The following is an 18,726-nucleotide window of genomic DNA, read 5'->3' as shown; positions in this document are numbered from 1 at the left end:
AGCCTTCCTCTAAACGTCATTAGTGCCAGAAATAAATCCCTCGGTGCCATGGGAGAGAAGACGGGTGTGGCCGCTCGTGTCACTGTGAAGGCAAAATGGTTCTTCCTGTTTTGTTGCGCGGATGTGAACTTTCCACCCCGTTGTTCGGAGCGTCAGGCACCCGGGAAGTAAGCGCTGTCCTGACCCCACCTTCCGGATCAGCGTGTGATTGTCGATGTTGAGCTCGAAAGAGGGCTTGGACATATGTCGATTTCAGAGCTTACGCTTAAATCCAGGGATGAGCCGGTGCGCCGGTTCGAGGTGTTCACTGGCAATGGCCGTCGTCGCGAATGGAGCGACGATCAGAAGGCGCAGATCATTGCGGAGAGTTGCGAACCTGGCGTGACGGTATGCTCTGTGGCGCGGCGTCATGGGTTGACGCCACAGCAATTGTTCACATGGCGACGGCTCGCCCGAAAGTCAGGTGAGGTTCTTTCTGTGCCGGTAGAGGAGCCGATGTTTGCACCAGCGGTCATCGTGTCACCCGAGAAGTCGGAGCCGAAGAAGGCGCGGCAGGCACGTTTGCCAAGAAGAACTTCTCCGGAGGCGGCTATTGAATTGCAGATTGATGGAGCCACGCTGCGCATTGCCTCGGGCACCGATGCCGCAACCATTGCCGCCGTGATCCAGGCGTTGAAGGCTCAATCGTGATTGGCCCGTCCGATGCGGTAAAAGTGATGATCGCCACCAAGCCTGTCGACTTCCGCAAAGGAGCGGAAGGATTGGCGGCGCTGGTAAAAGCTGAGATGGGTGCCGATCCATTCTCCGGCACGATCTACGTGTTCCGGGCCAAGCGCACGGACCGGATCAAACTGATCTTCTGGGACGGCAGCGGCGTGTGCCTTGTCGCCAAGCGACTTGAGGATGGCGAGTTCCATTGGCCTCGAATGCAGGACGGCGCGATGCATCTGACCGCTGTCCAGTTCTCGGCTTTGTTCGAGGGATTGGACTGGAAACGGGTGCATGCGCCGAGCGAAACGCGCATCCCGGTAAAGGCTGGATAGCGGCCGCGACCAATTGAATCAGCGCTGTCCAGCCTCTCGATCCGAGCGGTAAAATATGCTGTTCTCGATCCATGACGATGACGGCAGACGAGCTTCCGGATGACCTCAACGCGCTGAAAGCCATGGTGCTTTCGCGCGAGGCAGAGAATGCCCGCCTTCGCCAGATCATCAAGGAATTGCAGCGTCATCGCTTCGGCCGCCGGGCCGAGACTCTTCCCGATATATTCTGAAGCCTATCCTATAAGCGCTTATAAATCCGAAAAACACGCCCTAAATATCAATTTTCTATTTTCCATATTTTACGAAGATGTTCACCAGCGCGTCGCAAGTTCCTTTATCGCGCGCAACGCCGCGCCACCCGCCAATAAGGTTTACACTTACCGAAATCCGAGAGGCAGGCCTATCTCCGGCGAAAACCCAAGCAAAACAGCGCGACACCGCATCGTCTGTAATCAAACGCTGCTGACAAATTTGATAGTTCACAGCCCGTCAAATCAATGATCAGTTCTGCGCTGAATACGAATCCGAGCCGGCGGCTCACGCAGTCCGCCATTGAGACACCAGGACTAGAATCGGAGACTGCCAGATGACAAACACCATGTTGAACATAAAAGTCGTCCAGCCCCGCATGATGTCGATACGGCAGGCCGCCGATTACATCGGCATCCCCCTCAAGCGCTTCAACCGCATCTGCTCTGTAAGGCCCGTTGCCTTGTCCGAGGGCGACGAACGCTACGACATCCGGGACCTCGATCAGTGGCTTGATTACCTGAAGCAGGGCCATCCCGATCCCGACGATGAAATCGTGGGGCGGCTCGGATGACGGCGACGAGAGAAAGACGCACCAACAAATACAAGGGCTGGCAGATCTTCCGCGACAAGGACGGCAACTGGCGATGCTACCACCGCAAGTCTCGCCACAAGGTGGACTGCCGAAAGTTCGAACCCTACACTTTGTCCTTCGACATGGAGCTCCACAGGATCAACGAGCTTCTGGCAGAGAAGCAGGCAAAGCCTGGTACGCTCGGCATGCTGATCACGCGCTACCGGGATAGCGTGCGCTTCAGATCGGAACTCGCACCGAGAACGCGCGCTGACTACCAGAACTGCTTCGACTACCTGCAGGCGATCGAGGACACGCCGCTTGACCGCTTCAACCCGCCTCTGATCGCCAAGATCCGTGACAAGGCCCTCGAACAGCGCAAGTTCCGTTTCGCGAATTATGTGCGCTCGGTGCTGTCCGTGATCTTCGATTGGGGTATCGAGTATGGCTATACGAAGGACAACCCGGCTTCACGCGTCAAACCCGCCCGACGACCCAAGTTCCTACCCGACGCCAACAGGCCGTGGACGGACGCTGAGCGCGAAACGGTACTTGCGGCGCTTGCCCCCCACATGAAGCTGCCGATCGCGTTGATGATGTTCTACGCGCTCGATCCGCAGGATGCGCTTTCTCTCCCCCGCTCCGCGATCTCGGAGGCGGGCCTCGATACACGCCGCAACAAGACGGGCCAACCAATCTATCTCCCACTGTTCGAGCCTGTCGCGGACGCGATCGCGACAGCCCCCAGGCACGACGCAGTCACGCTCTGCGCGAACAGCCGAGGCCTGCCCTGGACCTATCACGGCTTCAGTACGAACTGGATCAAGCTGAAGGGCAAACTCGAAGCGGAGGGTGCAATCCAGCCAGGCCTGACCTTAAAAGGGCTCAGGCATACTGTCGCGACCATCCTGGCCGAGATGGGAAGGGACCACGGCACGATCGCGCTGGTGCTCGGACACGCGACCGAGGCCATGGCAAAGCACTATTCGAGACGTGCCGACATGCGGCGTCAAGCGACATCAGCCGTGGCGGATTTCGGGGCCGAGCTGAACGAAAGGAAAACGAGAGTTGTCAAACCGGGTGGTTGAAACTGTCAAACGAGAGAAATCAAGGAGATCAGAAATGTCCGAAAAGCGCAGACACATCAAGGGCTTAGAATGGTGCCCGGAGGCGGATTTGAACCACCGACACGCGGATTTTCAATCCGCTGCTCTACCAACTGAGCTATCCGGGCATCAGGCCTTTTGACAAGCCATCCGGCGGATGGTTCCGACCGGCGGGGGAGAGTTTCCCCCGGAAGCGAGGGCGTTATAGCATCTTGTTTCGGCATGTCCAGCGCCTTTCGGCACTTTTTTGACAGCTTTGCGAAGATGCCGGAAAAGCCAATCAATTGAACGGCTTCCCGGACAATCGCCGGACCGGGTCGCGATCTCCTCAGTAGCCCTCGTCGTCATCGGCCTTGGATTCGTCGTCGACCACGGGAATGGCGTAGGAGCCTTTCAGCCAGCGCGACAGGTCGAGATTGCGGCAGCGGTCGGAACAGAAGGGATAGTGCTCGCGCTGCGAGGGACGGCGGCATTCCGGGCACGGACGCGCCTTGCGCAGCGGCTCCACCTTGGCGGAGCGGCCGGTGTTTTCGGTCCCGGCCATGGCTCAGCCCTCCGTCCAGCCGGACTGCACGGCAAAGCCTTCGCCGGAGAGCATCTGCAAGGTCTCGAACAGCGGCAGGCCGACGACATTGGTGTAGGAGCCGACGAGTTTCTGCACGAAGCAGCCGGCAATGCCCTGTACGGCATAGCCGCCGGCCTTGCCGCGCCATTCACCCGAGGCGAGGTAGCTTTCGATATCGAGCCCCGACAGGCGCTTGAAGCGCACCTTGGTCTCGACGATCTTCTGGCGCACGGTGCCCGAGGGCGTGATCAGGCAGACGCCGGTAAACACCCAGTGGCTGCGGCCCGACAGGAGATGCAGCGCCGACGAGGCTTCTTCCAGATATTCCGCCTTGGGCAGGATACGGCGGCCGACGGCGACCACGGTATCGGCGGCGACGATATAGCTGTCGTTCCACACCGGATCGCGGCGGATCTCGTCATAGGCGGCCCTGGCCTTGTCGGTCGACAGGCGGCGCGCCAGCGAGCGCGGATGTTCCGACTTCTTCGGCGTTTCGTCGAGGTCCATCGGCATCAGGCGCACGGGCTCGATCCCGACCTGCTTCAAGAGGTCGAGGCGGCGCGGCGACCCGGAGGCCAGTATCAGCTTCTGTCTCAGTTCCATCGACCCTCTCGCAGCCTTCCCCGGCAGCCGGCGACTACTTGAATCGATAGGTGATGCGGCCCTTGGTCAGGTCGTAGGGGGTCATCTCCACCAGGACCTTGTCGCCGGCGAGCACGCGGATGCGGTTCTTGCGCATGCGGCCCGCGGTGTGGGCGATGATCTCGTGCTCGTTTTCCAGCTTCACCCGGAACGTCGCATTGGGCAGCAATTCGGTGACGACGCCGGGAAATTCGAGGACTTCTTCTTTAGCCATTGAACGCTTGTCTTTCTTGAGGTTTGGTCGGGACGCCGGTCGGGGGCCCGAAAATGTGGGCGGAAACTACACAATCACTGCGGTTTTGTGAACCTTGTAGATCGGGCTTTTCAAATTTGTTTCAAACGCCCGCCTGCGAGGGGCTTTCACGGGAGGCGAGGCGCTCCTCGATCAGCCGTTTCAGCCGGTCGCGCACCTCGCGATAGGCGCCGAGGATCTGCTCGCGCGTGCCGGTCGCAACCGTCGGATCGGGCATCGGCCAGTAGACCACCTCGACGGCCGAGGAGCGGGTCAGTTCCAGCGCCGCATGATGCGCCTCCGGCGCCAGCGTCACAACCATGTCGAAATAGTCGTCCTCGAGCTCGTCCAGCGTCTGCGGCTGGCGCCTGCCGAGCGTCAGGCCGATCTCGTCGAGCACCGCATCGACGAAGGGATCGCGCTCGCCGGCCCTGACCCCGGCGGAGGCCAGATAGGTGCCGGCCGGCAAGATCGTTCGGGCAATCGCTTCGGCCATCGGCGAGCGGATCGCGTTCATGCCGCAGACGAACAGGATCGCCCCCGGCAGACGCCCATGGGTGTCTAGATCCTCGCCCGCGGCCATCAGGCTACCCGCGCCAATAGAGGACGCAGACCAGGGTGAAGAGCCGGCGGGCCGTGTCGAAATCGAGCTTGATCTTGCCCGACAGCCGATCCATCAGCGTCTGCGACCCCTCATTGTGGATGCCGCGTCGTCCCATGTCGATTGCCTCGATCTGCGACGGCGTCGAGGAGCGGATCGCCTCGTAATAGCTCTCGCAGATCATGAAGTAGTCCTTGATGATCCGGCGAAAGGGCGTCAGCGACAGGATATGCGTGGCGACAGCCTCGTCGCTCTCGGTCCTGATCGAGAAGACCAGCTTGCTGTCGACCAGCGACAGCAGAAGCTTGTAGGGGCCGCCCGCATGGCCGACCGGTTCGAAGGTGTTTTCCTCGATCAGGTCGAAGATGGCGACGGCGCGCTCGTGCTCGACGTCCGGCGTCGAGCGGCCGATCGTCTCGTCCAGCACAACATCGCAGAGCCGGAAGTCGCCCTTCGCCATCGGTCAGCCTTCGAGGTTCAACCGGATGGCGACGGAGCGCGCATGGGCATCGAGCCCCTCGCTCTGCGCCAGCGCGATCGCCGCCGGCGCAAGTGCCCGCAGCTGGTCGGGTCCGAGCCTCAGGATAGAGGTGCGCTTGACGAAATCGAGCACCGAGAGACCGGAGGAGAAGCGCGCCGAACGCGCGGTGGGCAGCACATGGTTGGAGCCGCCGACATAGTCGCCGATCACTTCGGGCGTGTGGCGCCCGACGAAGATAGCGCCGGCATTGCGCACGCCGGCCATCAGTGCATCGGGATCATCGACGGCAAGCTCCAGATGCTCGGCGGCAATGCGGTTGGCGAGCGGGATGGCATCGGCGAGCGACTTGACCAGGATGACGGCGCCGAAATCGCGCCAGCTGGCAGCCGCCGTCTCGGAGCGACTGAGCGATTTCAACTGCCGCTCGACGGCAGCCATGACCGCGTGGCCCAGCTCGGCATTGTCGGTGATCAGGATCGACTGGGCGCCCGCGTCATGCTCGGCCTGGGCCAAGAGGTCGGCGGCCAGCCAGTCGGGATTGTTGTTGGCGTCGGCAATCACCAGCACTTCCGACGGCCCGGCGATCATGTCGATGCCGACCGTGCCGAAGACATGGCGCTTGGCCGCTGCGACATAGGCATTGCCGGGACCGACGATCTTGGCGACCGGTGCGATCGTTTCCGTGCCGTAGGCGAGGGCCGCCACCGCCTGGGCGCCACCGATCCGGTAGATTTCCTCGACCCCGGCGATCTTGGCGGCCGCCAGAACCGTCGGATTGATCACGCCGCCGGAGGCGGGAACGACCATGACGATGCGCTCCACCCCGGCGACCCTGGCCGGCACGGCATTCATCAGCACCGAACTCGGATAGCTCGCCGTGCCGCCCGGCACATAGAGACCGACCGCCTCGATCGCCGTCCAGCGCGAGCCAAGACCGACGCCAAGCGCATCCTCGTAGATATCGTCCTTCGGCATCTGACGGGCATGGTGCTTTTCGATGCGTTCGGCGGCAAGCCGCAGGGCATCCATCACCTCGGGCGCGACCTTGGCCGCCGCTTCGTCGATTTCGGCGGACGTGACGCGCATCGGCACGTCTGAAAAATCAATACCGTCGAAACGCAGCGAATAATCGGCGAGCGCCGCGTCGCCGCGTGCGCGGACGTCGGCGATGATCGCCTTCACCACGTCATTGACGTCGTCCGACACTTCGCGCTTCGTCGTCAGGAAGGCGGCAAACGTCTCGCCAAAACCTTCCGCTGCCTGATCCAACCAGATCGCCACGTCCCCTATATCCTTCCTGCCCCGCCTTCACGCACTTTGCCGGCCGAGCCGGTCAATTGCCCGGATGAGCGGGCTTGAGGCTGGTTTCCCATGCTCCGCCGGTATCTGCAAGCTGTGCTTCTATACATTCGACATCGAGCGCGATCATGCCGCCGCCCGAAAGGACGAGTTCGATGACGCCTTCCGGCCCCTCGCCCTCGACGCGAAAACGGATGGCAAGCAGCGAGAGCACGTCATCGCCCTTGCGGCGATCGAAACCGATCGAGCGGACCGCGCTCACGCGCTTGAAAGACAGCATGGCACGGCGGCGCTCGTAGCTCTTGCGCTTCTTGCCGGCCCCTTCCCAGACGAAGCGGTTGACGGCAAGGGCCAACAGGCCCGGCCGCGCCTGGAAAGTGATGTCAGAGACCTTGAATACTGCGTCCTGCATGTGGGCGGACACGACCGCGAGGTCGTCGGTGTCGAGAGCGAGGAGCTTCAGGCTTGTCATGTCATCATTGTCCGATTGGCCAGCAGATCACGCGCGACCGGCAGGAGAAGAGGCTGAGGCCCGCCCCGCACCGATCACGCATCATCCTTTCGACATAGGTCGCTGCAATGCAAGAGGCAACCGGTCGCAGGCCCTCAAGCCGCCAGGAAACTCAGTCGGTGATGCGTTCGACCACAGCGCCGCAGCGCGTCAGCTTCTCTTCCAGCCGCTCGAAACCGCGATCGAGATGATAGACGCGCGACACGGTGGTCTCGCCTTCGGCGGCAAGACCGGCGATCACCAGCGACACCGAGGCGCGCAGGTCGGTCGCCATGACCGGCGCACCGCGCAGGCGGCTCACGCCCTCGATCCGCGCCGTCTGACCCGACAGCGTGATGCGCGCGCCCAGCCGGGCGAGTTCCTGCACATGCATGAAGCGATTTTCGAAGATCGTCTCGGTGACGTGGGAAACGCCGTTCGCGCGCGTCATCAGGCCCATGAACTGGGCCTGGAGATCGGTCGGGAAACCGGGATAGGGCTCGGTCACCACGTCGACCGGGCGAATGGCGTTGCCGTGGCCGACGACGCGCAGGCCCGACGGCGTCACGGTGATCTCGGCGCCGGCGCGGCGAACGGCTTCCAGCGCGGTGTCGAGCAGGGCAAAATCGGTGCCCTCCAGCGTCACGTCGCCGCCGGTCATGGCGACCGCCATGGCATAGGTGCCGGTCTCGATGCGATCCGGCAGGACGCGGTGGCGGGCGCCCGACAGGCTGTGCACGCCCTCGATGGTGATGGTGGAGGTGCCGGCGCCGGATATCTTCGCACCCATGGCGTTCAGGCAGTTGGCAAGGTCGACCACTTCCGGTTCGCGCGCCGCATTGTTGATGACCGTCGTGCCTCGCGCCAGCGAGGCCGCCATCAGCATGACATGGGTCGCGCCAACCGAAACCTTGGGGAAGGTATAAGTGCCGCCGATCAGGCCGCCCTTGGGCGCCGTGGCATTGATATAACCGCCGTCGATTTCCATCGTCGCGCCGAGCGCGGTCAGGCCCTCGATGAAGAGGTCGACCGGACGCGTGCCGATGGCGCAGCCGCCCGGCAGCGAGACGCGGGCCCTGCCCTCACGGGCCAGCAGAGGCCCGATGACCCAGAAGCTGGCGCGCATCTTGGAGACCAGCTCGTAGGGTGCGGTCGTGTCGACGATGGTGCGGCAGGTGAAATGGATGGTGCGCGAATAGCCCTCGTCCTGGCGCTCGCGCCGGCCGTTGACCGAGACGTCGACGCCGTGATTGCCGAGGATGCGCAGCAGAAGCTCGACGTCGGCCAGATGAGGCACGTTTTCAAGCGTCAGCGTGTCGCTGGTGAGCAGCGAGGCGATCATCAGGGGCAGTGCGGCATTCTTGGCGCCGGAGATCGGGATTACCCCATTGAGCTCGTTGCCGCCGACAATCCTGATACGATCCATGTAAGCCTACGCTACGGGTAAAGACCCGCCTTTCCTGATCAAGGGTGGAAAAAACCGCCACCCGGCCGGGTGGGCTCTTTAGACGAAAAGCAAGACGGGTTCAATTCACCCGTTCAGCAAGGGTTAATCATCGCGATCCGGCGATTTTGCGGCAGGCAGGCCTTCGGTATCGTCAGCCTCGCCTTGTCGGCGCGAGCGCTGCTGCTGCTTGCGCCGCATCAGATTCTCCCTCAGCTTCATCGCCGCGCGCGCCTTGCGCTGAGCTGCCGCCACATCCGCATGACGCAGGCGCCCGGCGGGATTGCCGATGCCTGAATCGTCCGTCCCCTCGCCCACCTGGTCCGTCTGGCCGAATTCGTTGCGCTTTTCGTTCATGCGGCGGTGATAGCCGAAATCCCCGATGTCCGGAAGTGTTCTCAGCAGGATGCGCATTTCTTCGGGCAAGTTCGTTTTGCGGCTTGCATCCCCCCCGAAGCTGTGGCAATAGGCGGCTCGCTTGAGACGGCGCAGACGCGCCGAGCCTCGCAAGCTGCTATAGCTCAGTGGTAGAGCACTCCCTTGGTAAGGGAGAGGTCGAGAGTTCGAGTCTCTCTAGCAGCACCACTCCTTCCCAATTCCGCATGAAAATCATCGTTGAAGCCGCCCCGGCGGGCGTTCGCGCACGCCTGACGAACAGACGGCCCGGGCGATATGCCCGAGCCGTGATGCTCTTCTCGAATCAGTGGATTGCCGCGCCTCAGCCGCAGGCGTTGCGGCTATAGATCTTGCCGGCTTCGCGTTTCAGCACCCAGCCGCGATAGGTTCCCATCTCGATCTCGCACCAGATGGTGGTGCCGTTCTGCTCGACGCAGCCGATGACGGTGACGCACTGGTCCTTGTCGAGCTTGCCGAGCACGGCGCCCGAGCGGTCGGGCATGGCGCGGATGTTCATGCGGGTAAGCGCCTGGACCGAGGTGACGCCGCCGGCGACGTCCGGGGAGCCGACATCGCTCGGCTGGGCGCAGCCGCCGTCGACATAGGTCGGGCAAGGGCCCGCGGGCGTGGCGACCGGGCGCGGCGCGGGCTTGCTTCCCTCCTGGACCAGCGTCAGTTCCTCGCCGTCGCCGATGACGCCGACATAATGTCCCGGCTCCTCCATGTCGGCACGGCCGACCATCGTCAGGCCGTCCTTCGTCGAATAGAGGATGATCGTGTGATCGCCGTTGTTCATCGAATAGCCGGTGACCGGGTTGGCGAAGTCGAAGCACGAACCGTCATGGAAGAGCGTCGAGAGCACCCCTTCCGCGACCGGATCCTTCTCGAACGACAGCCGGCAGCTTCCCTGGGGCGTGGTCATCGTCCAGATCTCCGGCTCGGCGGAGTGGACCGGTAGCGCCACCAGCAGCGTGGCGGCGACAAGCAGTCCTTTGCGGGCATCGATCTTCAACATGGGCGGGCATCCTCCGGTCGGGGGTGAAATGCGGCCAGCTAAGGAACCGGCCGGCCCCGCGTCAATCTTCGACACCGCCACTCCCACAGCGTGCCCAGAATTGGACGCTTCCGCGAATTCCCCCTGCCCGCGGCGCTGCCGCCGCAAGGTGACGACAGGCCTCGGCGCAATGCTACAAAGTTGCAGGATAAGTATACGTGTCCCCAACGAATTCGTGGCATAAGCACGTCACAACCGCACTGCAATAAAGGTCTCCATGCCGAAGGGCGACGACAAGGATACGAGCGGGCTGCGCGGCACACCGCCCAAGCCCGCGCCGCCGAGGAGGAGCGCGATGCTTCTCTTCGCGGTCCTGCTCGTGGCCTTTGCCCTTGCCATCATCGCCACGCTGCTTCTGGCCAATGACCGGCGCAACCTGCGTGCCTTGCTTGATCACTACGATCTTCACTGGTTGCTTGCTGAGACGCCGCGCCAGCCCGCCGGGACGCGGGCTTTGCGGGGACGGCGGCTGGCGGCGGTTCCGATATCCATTCCCGCACGCTTCTTCGCCGCACCGGAGGATACCGCCCTTGGCACCTTCGTGCGGGAGGTGCGGGCCAGCGGCTTCGAGCTGTGTGCCGCCTTCAAGGCCGCCGGCGTGGACAATCAGGGCTGGCAACAAAGCCAGTTCGACCGCAAGACGTTCGAATGCCTGTCGGAGACGGTGCTGCCGGCGAAGGAGGAAGGCGCGCAGAACGCTTCCTTCTTCTTCATCGCCAAGGGCACGCCGGAGGGCGAGGTCGGCTCGATCCGCATGAAGCTGGTCGCGCCGGAGACCGAGGACGGCGAGACCGTGCATCGGCTGCTGGTCAAGGCGCTCGAGCAACTGATCGAACAGGCCCGATGGCTGGATCTCGCCCCCGCCATCGCCAACGCCGAGGCCCTGACCGAATTCACCGCAGTGCGCTTCGGCCTGTCCTTCCGCTTCACGCAGGAATTTTCCGCGGCGCGGAGCTATAATCTCATCATCCTGCCGACCTCCAGGGATCCGGCCGTCAAGCGCAGCCGCGCCTATTTCGACACTGCCCAATGGCTGGCGCTTCCCTCCGTCATTGCCCGGATGCCGGATTTCCTCCTGGCACATGTCATCGCCACCGCCCCGATGCCGTCCATACCGTGACGTCGGCGTCAAAGCTTGAACATATATATAGTTCTCATTATGTATCGACGAGAAATCACTTGCGAAGCGGCCGCCCCGTCGCGATTGCAGGTCGCAACCGCCCGTCGAACAAAGGAACTCATCGATGCACATCCGCCCCGTCACGCACAATTATCACGTCACCGGACAGCTGAAGCCGGCGGACCTCGGCAAGGTCGCCGAAGCCGGCTATGCGGCGGTCATCTGCATGCGGCCGGACGGCGAAGGATGGGGACAGCCGAAATTCCAGGCGATCGAGGACGCGGCCAAGGCCGCCAATCTGAAGGCCTATTATCTGCCGGTCGGCGGCTCCGCCGTGCCGATGGAGCAGGCGCGCAAGCTGCGCGGTCTGCTCAAGGAAACCGAAGGTCCGATCCTCGCCTTCTGCGCGTCGGGTGCGCGCTGCGCCGGGCTTTACCAGATGGCCGAACAGATCGGCGGCTGAGCGCGGCGGTCCACACTTCCCCAGCTAAGCCTCGCGCCAGTTCGGGCGCTTAAGAGACGGACAACCGAGGTCCGCGACGATTCGTTTCGACATCGTGGCGCCGCGAGTACCTGTTTCGCCCCTTGACGCAGCGTCCCGCGTAAGGGGCATTCCTGCGAGGCCGCATGCCGAAACTATCCGTCTGCATTCCCGTCGAACCCGGACAGCCGGCGCCGACGCATCTCGTCAACCGGCTTCTCGAGGCACCCGACTCCAGTGTGGAAGTGATTGTCGCCGCCTGCGGCACGCCGAAGGGCGCCTGGCCATATCTCGAGGCCCGTGCGGCGGCCGATTCCCGCCTGCGGATTCTTCCCCCGGCGCCGGAAGGCCTTTCCGCCGCAAACCTGTGGATCGGTACGCTCGCCGCCGCCACCGGCGACTGGGTCTCGCTCGTCTCACCGGAGGACATGCTCCAGGCCGACCTGCCCCGTCTCCTCGCCCATGTCGAGGAAACGCATCCCGAGGCCGACGCGCTCGGCTGGAATGCGTTCGCCATCGATCCCGATGCTCCGCGCCGGATAGCCACGACGGTCGCCGTGCCGATCGTCCACCATATAGCCGAGATCGACAAGGCCCGGATGCTGGAAGCCTTCTTCCAATGGGCCGGAAGCCAGAATACGCCGCGCATGCCCTTCGGCCTCTATCACGGGGCCGTACGGCGCCCGCTCGTCGAGACCATCCTTTCATCCACCGGTCGCCTCAGCTGGCTCACCCCCCTGCCACGTTGGGAATGGGCGGCCCGCGTGCTGGTTTTCTCGCAGGGGCTCGTGCTCTCCCACCGCCCGCTCTCCGCCATCAGCGCCACGCCGTTCCGCCCCGTGCCGGTGCCCTCGGCGCTCGAGGGCTTTCCCTTCGATGCGCGCATCGGCCTGACGGCCGCCATCGCCGAAGTCCAGGCACGCGTCCTGCACGAACTGGGCGCCAATTGGGCGGGCTTCAACGCGGATTTCGTCAAGGCCTGCACCATCGACTGCATGCGAGAACATGATGAGGCTGCCTTCGAGCGCCGCGGCCAGGGCTATTTCGAGGCGATCCACCGCATGCCCGGCGGCTCCGCGCTGGCCGAGCGTTTCCGCCCCCAATATTTCCCCGAGCCGCCCGAGGACAAGAGACGCGGCCTACATGCGCAAATGCTGCTGGTCGACCGCTTCATCGGCAATGCGCAGACGGCCCAGGCGTTTTTCGACGTGGTGGAATCGATCCTCGCCCCGGTCTTCGTCATCACCGATTTCGTGCCGATCAAGGACGATTGAGCCGCGCCAGCGCGGGCCCACGATCAGCCGACCGGGGTCGCGCCCGACAGCACCAGCAGTCCGGGATCGTCCGGAAAGGTCGCGAGGAAATGGTCGATGCTGCCCTTCGACAGGGCGCCGCCGGAGGCGAACATCCGCGCCTGCCCGCCTGAACCATCGCGTTGCTGGGTCGAGAGGAACCAGTCGGCCGGCCCTGCGCCGAGCAGTGAGACAAAATCGGTTTTCATCTTCGGCTCAGCCCTCAGGGCGCGATAGTGCTCTTCGAGCAGGTCCGCGGAACGGCGCGGCTGATATCGCTCGTGCGCCGTCGCCTTTGCCGCCCCGGACAGGCGCGCCCGCTCTTCCGGCTCTGCCAGCAGGCGCCCGACCCTTGCCGCCATGTCCGCCGGGTCGACCGCGACCACGCCGTCCACGCCGCCGGTGACGATCGCGCACTCGGCCGGATTGGCCAGCACCACCGGCACCAGCCCCAGCGACATCGCCTCGATCAGGGCATTCTCCGCCGTGCCGTAGTGATCCTCGCGGAGCGGATAGAGGAAGATGCCGGCGGCCTGAAGAGCAGCGCGGGGATCCGTCGTCTGGCCTTCCAGCCGGACCCGCTCGGGATGGCGCATGGCGCGGGTACGGGCCGCCGGCTCGCCTTGAGGATCGAAACCGCCCCACACCGAGACGCGAATATCGGGATTGTCCACCGCGTCGATGATGTCGAAGAAGGCGGGGTGCATCTTGACGAAATCGACCGTGCCGAGATAGGCGACCGCTGCCGAAGTCCCGCCCCCCTGTGTCGCATCCGCGGCGGGTTCATCCTCGAAGCCGAAACCCGAACCGACGACGCCGAGACGTGCGCGCACGTCGTCCGGTAGCGCGACGATCTCCGGCGCCTGCAGCGAACAGGGAGAGGTGAAGAGAAACCGTCCGGCGGCGGCGAACAGGCCGGTCGGAATGTATGGCGCGAAAAGCCCTGACACATGCGCCCAGAACAGGCTGCGCATCGGCGGCAGGTCTGATGCGGCCAGAAGATGGTAGAGGCGCGGATGGTTCCACCATTCGATCTGGACGATGTCGGCGTCGTCGATCAGGTCCGCGAGCGAAACGCCCTGGCTGGCATGATGGAGGCGGCCTCCCGCCTGCTCGACCAGGTCTGCATAGCGCCGGTCGCGGGGTTCTTCGAGAAGATAATAGGCGCGCTCGACAGACGAGCCGGTCGCGCCCTGGATGGCCGCATGGGCCTTTCCGACACCGCCGCCGAGATGCGGCGTGATGTGCAGGATCTTCATTCGGCGGCGATGGGAGCCATCGGCTTGAGACCGCCCGGCGCCTTGACGGCCGGGTTGATCGTCACCTTCTCGCGGAACCGCTCGAGCAGCATTTCGCGGTGGTCGTCGATGTTGTCCGGCAGGCAGTGGGTCAGCTGGCCGCAGCTGCCGCAGACCTTGTTCTCGCAACGACGCCCTTCGAGGTGCTGCAGGCGCAGCGCGTTCATCGCATCGGAGTTCCAGATCTGGCTGAGCGGTGTGGTGCGCACGTCGCCGATGATCAGCTTGCGGCCCCAGTCGAGGAAGCAGGACGAGACGAGGCCGTCGGCGTTCACGCTCATGGCGTAGAAGATATAGGGACAGGTATCGGTGGGCTTCAGTGCCTGCTGATAGATGCCGACGTCACCGATCTTGATGCCCGAGCGCTCCTCGACGTCGAATTCGGGCCAGCAGGGCGCGAAATTCTCGATGAAGATGCGGTCGCAATAATCGCCGAAGGTGTCGAAGAATTCCTGCCGCTGCGCCTCTGTAATGAGTTCGCCGGGGATCTTGATCGACACTTCCATGTCGCCCTTGTTGGCGTCCAGCCACTTCACGCCCTCGACGAACTTGTCGAAGTCGAAGTCGAAGCCGGTGAACTCCTGGTAGGTTTCACGGGTCATGCCGTCGACGGAGATGTTGATCTTGTCGAGGCCGGCCTCGATCACCGGCGCGAGGCGCTCCGGCGTCAGGAAGGTGCCGTTGGTGGTGGTGTCGATATAGTCGACGTAACCGCTCTTCTTGGCATAAGCGATCATGTCGGCGAGGCGCTTGTTGAGGAAGGGCTCGCCGTCCTTGTACATGCGAAGCACCTTGATCGGCTTGCCGAAAGCGCCCAGGTCGTCGATCGCCTTGGTGAAGACGTCATATTTCATCGCGCCCTGATAGCGGCCTGTGTCGGCGATCAGCTGGCGATGGCCGGTCGGGCAGAAGGTGCACTTGAAATTGCAGGAGCTGGCCGGATCGATGAAGACGATGAAGGGCGTCTCGAGCGGGATGACGGTCTCGAGAGCGGTCCGGTCATCGAGATTGATCCGCGGCTTCAACTGGGCTTTCATTCAGCGTCTCCGGCATTCGGGTAGGAGTGATCGCATTGCATAGGCCGACGACAGCGGCCGGATCGGAGGGATGGATCGCGGCCGTTCCGAATTCCAGCAGGTCGCGCCTGCCGTAGTCGTCGGCGATCCGTTCCGCCAACTGGCGTATCGTCGTCGGGATACCAGAACAAATGTTGATTGCGCCAGGCTGACCTGTCTCAACCACATCGGCGATCATCGCCCCAGCCTGCCGCACGTCGAGAAAGTCCCGAAGCTGCGTTCCCGCGGAAAGTCTTGCGACTTCGCCGCGACCAAGCCGTTCGCGGATATAAGGCACGAGACGGGCCGGATACTCCCCCTCGCCGTACAGGTAGAAAAGCCTGCACCAGGAGAAGGACGCGTCCGTCTTCGCGAAATACTGTGTCAGCATATGGTAAACGGAAAGTTTACACGCGGCATAGAGTGTCGCCGGCTCGAGCGGGGCGTCGATCGTCAGCCGCTCCGACGGCAGGCGATATTCCATGCAGGTGCCGACGCCGATGAAATGACGAATCCCGGCCTCCGTGGCGCCACGGGCGAGCGCCAGGGTCCCCGTGACGCAATCGAGATTGAGCGGGGAATCGAGATATTTGCCCGGCTCGACATACCAGGCGGCGTGGATGACCGCATCGGCGCCCTCCAGCCGTTCCGCCCACCAGTCGGCGGTCTCGGCAAAGACATCATTCGTCAGGATGGCATGCTCGGCCCTGGCGCCCTCCAGCAGGCGCGCCGCGCTGCCGGGGCGGAGCACCGGAACGACGTCGTGGCCGGCTTCGGCGAGCCGGCGATGAATCTGGCGGCCGACGAAACCGGTGGCACCGGTCAACACGATCCTTGTCATGACAAGCTCCGGGAAAGGTCACGCCCTGATAGATGACTTTAAAGACAGGCGGACCGGCAGGTTGTTCGAATCATCCGGGATGGCAGTTTAGACGAGCCGGGCGGATTGCGGACGGAAATGATCGAAGCCAAGCAGACAGGGGCGCAGACGCCGGTCGCGGCATCGCCGGATCGACCGGCGGTGATCGCCCGTGCCTTCGGCTCCCTGCCCGACCGGTCTGCGTCGCTTACCCTTCTCCGCGACATCGCTGACGATCCATCCGCGCCGCGACCTGTCATCCCGCGCCAGCCGCTGGCGCTCTATGGGGCCGGCAATCTCGGGCGGCTGGCGCGCGACCATCTGCGCGCCGTGGGCGAGGATTTCGACCTGGTCGTCGACCGCAATGCCGAGGCCCTCGCGGCCAGTGGCGAATGGACCGGCACCCGGCTCGTCCATCCCGACGCCGTCGATATGGACACCAAGAGGCGGGCCATGCTCGCGGTCAGCATCGTCACCAGCCCCTATGTGCCGCTCCAGGCCGCCCTTGCGGCTGCCGGCTGGCGCGACATCGTGCCCTTCTACGACATCGCCGAGAGCTTCCGCGACCGCCACCCGCTGTCGAACGGCTGGTTCGCCGAACCCTTCTGCGACGATGACGTCCAGTCCATCGGTGCGGTCCTCTCGGTCTGGGACGACGACCTGTCGCGCGCGCACCATCTGCAGTTCATCGCCTGGCGACGCCTTCGGCAGGAATGGAGCTTCGACGGCGCGCCGGTGACGATCGACAACCGTTTCTTCATTCCGCCGATCCTCGAAGTGCTTCGGCCGGACGAACGCTTCCTCGATGCCGGCGCCCATCACGGCAGTGTCGTCACGCGCTTCATCGCGGAAACCGCCGGGAAATTTGCTTTCATTCTCGCCATCGAGCCGGACGACGAGAGCCGTGCCGTGCTCGAGCGAACGATCGGCGACTTCGCCCCGGATGAGCGAAACCGCATCACCATCCGCGATGCGCTGCTCGACAGCGAGCGCCGCACGGTCCGCTTCCACCAAGGCCTCGGCTATGCCTCGCAGATATCGCCCACCGGAACGAACGAGCGCGCGACCCAGACGCTCGACGCGCTTGGCGCTGCCCCAAGCTTCGTCAAGCTGCATCTCGAAGGCGGTGAACTCGCCGCTCTCAAGGGCGGGATCGCCACCTTGCGCAAATATCGCCCGATCATTGCCGCAACGGTCTATCATGATGCGGACGGCATTCAGGCGACGCCCGCCTGGCTAATGGACAATCTCGACGGCTACCGTTTCCTGTTTAGGCTGCACAGCTGGTGCGGCACCGGCGCCGTCGTCTACGCCATACCGGAAGAACGGCAATGACCATCATTCCGAGCCTCGACCAGCTTGCCCGCACCTCAGCCGACATCCGCGCCTTCGCGCTGTCGTTGCCCAATCCGCAGCGTCCGAAAACGGCGATCTACGGCACCGGCTTCCTCGGCGCCTGGGCCTGTTCCTGGCTGAAGGACAACGGCTTCGACCTCGTCGCCTGCTTCGACGGCAATCCCGACCGCGCGGGCTCCCAGTTCCAGGACCTGCCCGTCCATGCCCCGGAAGCGATCGGGGAGATAGCTCCTGAACTGACGCTCATCACCGCGCGCCATGCGATCGGCCCGGTCAGCGCCAGGCTCGAAACGCTCGGCTTTCCCGGCCTGTCCTTCGACGCGTTCTACGCCGCGCTGCATTTCGAGGCCTTCGCGGCGGTCCACGAGCTTCTGGACGACACGCGCTCACGCGACGTGCTGCGCGCCGTCCTGGCGGCCATGCTGACGGGCGAGAAATCCTATTGCGAGGCGGTGTTCGAGAAGGACCAGTATTTCTGCCTGCCGCGCTTTTGCGGCGTGGAGAAGGAGGTCTTCATCGATGCCGGCGCCTATGTCGGCGACAGCGTCGAGCGCTTCATCTGGACCCACTACGGCGTGTTCGCCAAGATCCATGCCTTCGAGCCCGGTGCGCGCCAGCATCGCGCGCTGAAGACGAGGACCGACCGGCTCGTCGAGGAATGGGCGCTCGATCCGGAGGCGATCGTCATCAACCGCAGCGGCCTTGGCGCCGGCGAGGCGCAAATGGCGAGCGCCAGCCAGAGCGGACAGTTGCAGAGCCTGGCACTCGGCACGGCCGCGGGCGCGGACGTGGGCGCCGTCAGCGTGACCTCGCTCGACCGCTACCTGGACGGCGCACCGGCCACATTCATCAAGGCGGATGTCGAAGGCATGGAGATGGCCTTGCTCAAGGGGGCGGCTCAGACGATCGCGCGCTATCGGCCGAAGCTTGCCATCTGCGTCTATCACTATCCGTCCGACATACCGCAAATCTCGAGCTATCTGAAATCGCTGGTGCCGGACTACCGGTTCGCCCTGCGCCACCATTCCCCGCAACTCATGGAAACCGTGCTTTACGCCTGGGCAGAGTGAAGCGGCCATTCAAGAGGAG

At 63.8% G+C, this 18,726-nt stretch carries 23 protein-coding genes and 2 tRNA genes; 11 read left to right on the top strand and 14 right to left on the bottom strand.

Features of this window, described 5'->3' with window-relative positions; genetic code table 11:
• The first annotated feature begins 204 nt into the window (after positions 1-204).
• The 5 genes from tnpA to DYZ14_RS18580 all read left to right on the top strand — a co-directional run bounded on the left by tnpA (position 205) and on the right by DYZ14_RS18580 (position 2,954).
• Positions 205-690 carry an IS66-like element accessory protein TnpA gene (gene tnpA / locus DYZ14_RS18600; protein ID WP_210209306.1) on the top strand — a complete coding sequence of 162 codons (486 nt, stop codon included), beginning with the start codon at positions 205-207 and terminating at the stop codon, positions 688-690.
• Complete coding sequence (gene tnpB / locus DYZ14_RS18595; protein ID WP_154722071.1) at positions 687-1,043, top strand: IS66 family insertion sequence element accessory protein TnpB; 357 nt, start codon at positions 687-689, stop codon at positions 1,041-1,043. The genes tnpA and tnpB overlap by 4 nt, the downstream gene beginning before the upstream one ends.
• A 71-nt stretch (positions 1,044-1,114) precedes the next feature.
• Complete coding sequence (locus DYZ14_RS18590) at positions 1,115-1,273, top strand: hypothetical protein (RefSeq protein WP_154722070.1); 159 nt, start codon at positions 1,115-1,117, stop codon at positions 1,271-1,273.
• 356 nt (positions 1,274-1,629) lie between these two features.
• Positions 1,630-1,866 (top strand): hypothetical protein, encoded by a 237-nt coding sequence (locus DYZ14_RS18585; RefSeq protein ID WP_232365586.1) that lies wholly within the window; start codon positions 1,630-1,632, stop codon positions 1,864-1,866.
• Positions 1,863-2,954 (top strand): tyrosine-type recombinase/integrase, encoded by a 1,092-nt coding sequence (locus DYZ14_RS18580; protein WP_154722069.1) that lies wholly within the window; start codon positions 1,863-1,865, stop codon positions 2,952-2,954. The genes DYZ14_RS18585 and DYZ14_RS18580 overlap by 4 nt, the downstream gene beginning before the upstream one ends.
• A 70-nt stretch (positions 2,955-3,024) precedes the next feature.
• Here DYZ14_RS18580 and DYZ14_RS18575 read toward each other — a convergent pair.
• The 10 genes from DYZ14_RS18575 to DYZ14_RS24445 form a co-directional block, all read right to left on the bottom strand.
• Positions 3,025-3,100 (bottom strand) — tRNA-Phe (locus DYZ14_RS18575).
• Positions 3,101-3,300: 200 nt separating this feature from the next.
• Positions 3,301-3,516: a DNA gyrase inhibitor YacG gene (yacG, locus tag DYZ14_RS18570; RefSeq protein WP_154722068.1), complete on the bottom strand. Its 216-nt coding sequence runs from the start codon at positions 3,514-3,516 to the stop codon at positions 3,301-3,303.
• A gap of 3 nt (positions 3,517-3,519) precedes the next feature.
• A complete protein-coding gene (locus DYZ14_RS18565; protein ID WP_154722067.1) occupies positions 3,520-4,140 on the bottom strand; it encodes a Maf-like protein in 621 nt (206 codons plus the stop codon).
• Positions 4,141-4,174: 34 nt separating this feature from the next.
• Complete coding sequence (infA, locus tag DYZ14_RS18560) at positions 4,175-4,393, bottom strand: translation initiation factor IF-1 (RefSeq protein ID WP_004435948.1); 219 nt, start codon at positions 4,391-4,393, stop codon at positions 4,175-4,177.
• Positions 4,394-4,514: 121 nt separating this feature from the next.
• Complete coding sequence (locus DYZ14_RS18555) at positions 4,515-4,994, bottom strand: arsenate-mycothiol transferase ArsC (RefSeq protein ID WP_154722066.1); 480 nt, start codon at positions 4,992-4,994, stop codon at positions 4,515-4,517.
• Positions 4,995-4,998: 4 nt separating this feature from the next.
• Entirely contained in the window at positions 4,999-5,472 is a 474-nt protein-coding gene (locus DYZ14_RS18550) for a UPF0262 family protein (protein ID WP_115668487.1), read from the bottom strand.
• 3 nt (positions 5,473-5,475) lie between these two features.
• A complete protein-coding gene (gene hisD / locus DYZ14_RS18545) occupies positions 5,476-6,774 on the bottom strand; it encodes a histidinol dehydrogenase (protein WP_154722065.1) in 1,299 nt (432 codons plus the stop codon).
• A gap of 52 nt (positions 6,775-6,826) precedes the next feature.
• Positions 6,827-7,264: a DUF2948 family protein gene (locus tag DYZ14_RS18540; RefSeq protein WP_154722064.1), complete on the bottom strand. Its 438-nt coding sequence runs from the start codon at positions 7,262-7,264 to the stop codon at positions 6,827-6,829.
• A gap of 151 nt (positions 7,265-7,415) precedes the next feature.
• On the bottom strand, positions 7,416-8,708 hold the full coding sequence (murA, locus tag DYZ14_RS18535; RefSeq protein WP_154722063.1) for a UDP-N-acetylglucosamine 1-carboxyvinyltransferase: 1,293 nt from the start codon (positions 8,706-8,708) through the stop codon (positions 7,416-7,418).
• Between the two features lie 123 nt (positions 8,709-8,831).
• A complete protein-coding gene (locus DYZ14_RS24445) occupies positions 8,832-9,152 on the bottom strand; it encodes a hypothetical protein (protein WP_232365585.1) in 321 nt (106 codons plus the stop codon).
• Between the two features lie 84 nt (positions 9,153-9,236).
• On the opposite strand from DYZ14_RS24445, the gene DYZ14_RS18525 reads away from it, so the two are divergent.
• Positions 9,237-9,311 (top strand) — tRNA-Thr (locus tag DYZ14_RS18525).
• A 133-nt stretch (positions 9,312-9,444) separates the two neighbouring features.
• Here the strand turns inward: DYZ14_RS18525 and DYZ14_RS18520 are convergent.
• Positions 9,445-10,137 carry an SH3 domain-containing protein gene (locus tag DYZ14_RS18520; RefSeq protein ID WP_154722062.1) on the bottom strand — a complete coding sequence of 231 codons (693 nt, stop codon included), beginning with the start codon at positions 10,135-10,137 and terminating at the stop codon, positions 9,445-9,447.
• Positions 10,138-10,471: 334 nt separating this feature from the next.
• Between DYZ14_RS18520 and DYZ14_RS18515 the strand changes: the two genes are divergently transcribed.
• The 3 genes from DYZ14_RS18515 (at position 10,472) to DYZ14_RS18505 (ending at position 13,051) form a co-directional block, all read left to right on the top strand.
• Positions 10,472-11,296 (top strand): DUF6030 family protein, encoded by an 825-nt coding sequence (locus DYZ14_RS18515; protein ID WP_154722061.1) that lies wholly within the window; start codon positions 10,472-10,474, stop codon positions 11,294-11,296.
• 124 nt (positions 11,297-11,420) lie between these two features.
• On the top strand, positions 11,421-11,759 hold the full coding sequence (locus tag DYZ14_RS18510; RefSeq protein ID WP_154722060.1) for a beta-lactamase hydrolase domain-containing protein: 339 nt from the start codon (positions 11,421-11,423) through the stop codon (positions 11,757-11,759).
• A gap of 164 nt (positions 11,760-11,923) precedes the next feature.
• Positions 11,924-13,051 (top strand): glycosyltransferase family 2 protein, encoded by a 1,128-nt coding sequence (locus DYZ14_RS18505; protein ID WP_154722059.1) that lies wholly within the window; start codon positions 11,924-11,926, stop codon positions 13,049-13,051.
• Between the two features lie 23 nt (positions 13,052-13,074).
• On the opposite strand, the gene DYZ14_RS18500 is transcribed toward DYZ14_RS18505, so the two are convergent.
• The 3 genes from DYZ14_RS18500 to DYZ14_RS18490 are packed head-to-tail and all read right to left on the bottom strand — an operon-like array spanning position 13,075 to position 16,263.
• Entirely contained in the window at positions 13,075-14,328 is a 1,254-nt protein-coding gene (locus tag DYZ14_RS18500) for a glycosyltransferase (protein ID WP_154722058.1), read from the bottom strand.
• Positions 14,325-15,404, bottom strand: coding sequence for a radical SAM protein (locus DYZ14_RS18495; RefSeq protein WP_154722057.1), 1,080 nt, complete (start codon positions 15,402-15,404; stop codon positions 14,325-14,327). The genes DYZ14_RS18500 and DYZ14_RS18495 overlap by 4 nt, the downstream gene beginning before the upstream one ends.
• A complete protein-coding gene (locus tag DYZ14_RS18490; RefSeq protein ID WP_154722056.1) occupies positions 15,367-16,263 on the bottom strand; it encodes an NAD-dependent epimerase/dehydratase family protein in 897 nt (298 codons plus the stop codon). Before DYZ14_RS18490 ends, DYZ14_RS18495 begins: the two co-directional genes overlap by 38 nt.
• Before the next feature lie 117 nt (positions 16,264-16,380).
• On the opposite strand from DYZ14_RS18490, the gene DYZ14_RS18485 reads away from it, so the two are divergent.
• Both DYZ14_RS18485 and DYZ14_RS18480 read left to right on the top strand, forming a co-directional pair.
• Positions 16,381-17,616 carry an FkbM family methyltransferase gene (locus DYZ14_RS18485; protein ID WP_154722055.1) on the top strand — a complete coding sequence of 412 codons (1,236 nt, stop codon included), beginning with the start codon at positions 16,381-16,383 and terminating at the stop codon, positions 17,614-17,616.
• On the top strand, positions 17,613-18,707 hold the full coding sequence (locus tag DYZ14_RS18480) for an FkbM family methyltransferase (protein WP_154722054.1): 1,095 nt from the start codon (positions 17,613-17,615) through the stop codon (positions 18,705-18,707). Before DYZ14_RS18485 ends, DYZ14_RS18480 begins: the two co-directional genes overlap by 4 nt.
• The last annotated feature ends 19 nt before the right edge of the window (positions 18,708-18,726 follow it).

Source organism: Ciceribacter sp. T2.26MG-112.2, assembly GCF_900492205.1.
GTDB classification, from domain to species: domain Bacteria; phylum Pseudomonadota; class Alphaproteobacteria; order Rhizobiales; family Rhizobiaceae; genus Allorhizobium; species Allorhizobium naphthalenivorans_A.
The sequence above is the reverse complement of the archived record's forward strand: the minus strand, read 5'-3'. Positions and strand labels throughout refer to the sequence as shown.

Coding starts and splice junctions, on each gene's coding strand:
- DYZ14_RS18590 (WP_154722070.1), top strand. CDS start 1,115: ATGACGATGACGGCAGACGAGCTTCCGGATGACCTCAACGCGCTGAAA.
- DYZ14_RS18585 (WP_232365586.1), top strand. CDS start 1,630: ATGACAAACACCATGTTGAACATAAAAGTCGTCCAGCCCCGCATGATG.
- DYZ14_RS18580 (WP_154722069.1), top strand. CDS start 1,863: ATGACGGCGACGAGAGAAAGACGCACCAACAAATACAAGGGCTGGCAG.
- yacG (WP_154722068.1), bottom strand. CDS start 3,516: ATGGCCGGGACCGAAAACACCGGCCGCTCCGCCAAGGTGGAGCCGCTG.
- DYZ14_RS18565 (WP_154722067.1), bottom strand. CDS start 4,140: ATGGAACTGAGACAGAAGCTGATACTGGCCTCCGGGTCGCCGCGCCGC.
- infA (WP_004435948.1), bottom strand. CDS start 4,393: ATGGCTAAAGAAGAAGTCCTCGAATTTCCCGGCGTCGTCACCGAATTG.
- DYZ14_RS18555 (WP_154722066.1), bottom strand. CDS start 4,994: ATGGCCGCGGGCGAGGATCTAGACACCCATGGGCGTCTGCCGGGGGCG.
- DYZ14_RS18550 (WP_115668487.1), bottom strand. CDS start 5,472: ATGGCGAAGGGCGACTTCCGGCTCTGCGATGTTGTGCTGGACGAGACG.
- DYZ14_RS18540 (WP_154722064.1), bottom strand. CDS start 7,264: ATGACAAGCCTGAAGCTCCTCGCTCTCGACACCGACGACCTCGCGGTC.
- murA (WP_154722063.1), bottom strand. CDS start 8,708: ATGGATCGTATCAGGATTGTCGGCGGCAACGAGCTCAATGGGGTAATC.
- DYZ14_RS18520 (WP_154722062.1), bottom strand. CDS start 10,137: ATGTTGAAGATCGATGCCCGCAAAGGACTGCTTGTCGCCGCCACGCTG.
- DYZ14_RS18515 (WP_154722061.1), top strand. CDS start 10,472: ATGCTTCTCTTCGCGGTCCTGCTCGTGGCCTTTGCCCTTGCCATCATC.
- DYZ14_RS18510 (WP_154722060.1), top strand. CDS start 11,421: ATGCACATCCGCCCCGTCACGCACAATTATCACGTCACCGGACAGCTG.
- DYZ14_RS18505 (WP_154722059.1), top strand. CDS start 11,924: ATGCCGAAACTATCCGTCTGCATTCCCGTCGAACCCGGACAGCCGGCG.
- DYZ14_RS18500 (WP_154722058.1), bottom strand. CDS start 14,328: ATGAAGATCCTGCACATCACGCCGCATCTCGGCGGCGGTGTCGGAAAG.
- DYZ14_RS18495 (WP_154722057.1), bottom strand. CDS start 15,404: ATGAAAGCCCAGTTGAAGCCGCGGATCAATCTCGATGACCGGACCGCT.
- DYZ14_RS18490 (WP_154722056.1), bottom strand. CDS start 16,263: ATGACAAGGATCGTGTTGACCGGTGCCACCGGTTTCGTCGGCCGCCAG.
- DYZ14_RS18485 (WP_154722055.1), top strand. CDS start 16,381: ATGATCGAAGCCAAGCAGACAGGGGCGCAGACGCCGGTCGCGGCATCG.
- DYZ14_RS18480 (WP_154722054.1), top strand. CDS start 17,613: ATGACCATCATTCCGAGCCTCGACCAGCTTGCCCGCACCTCAGCCGAC.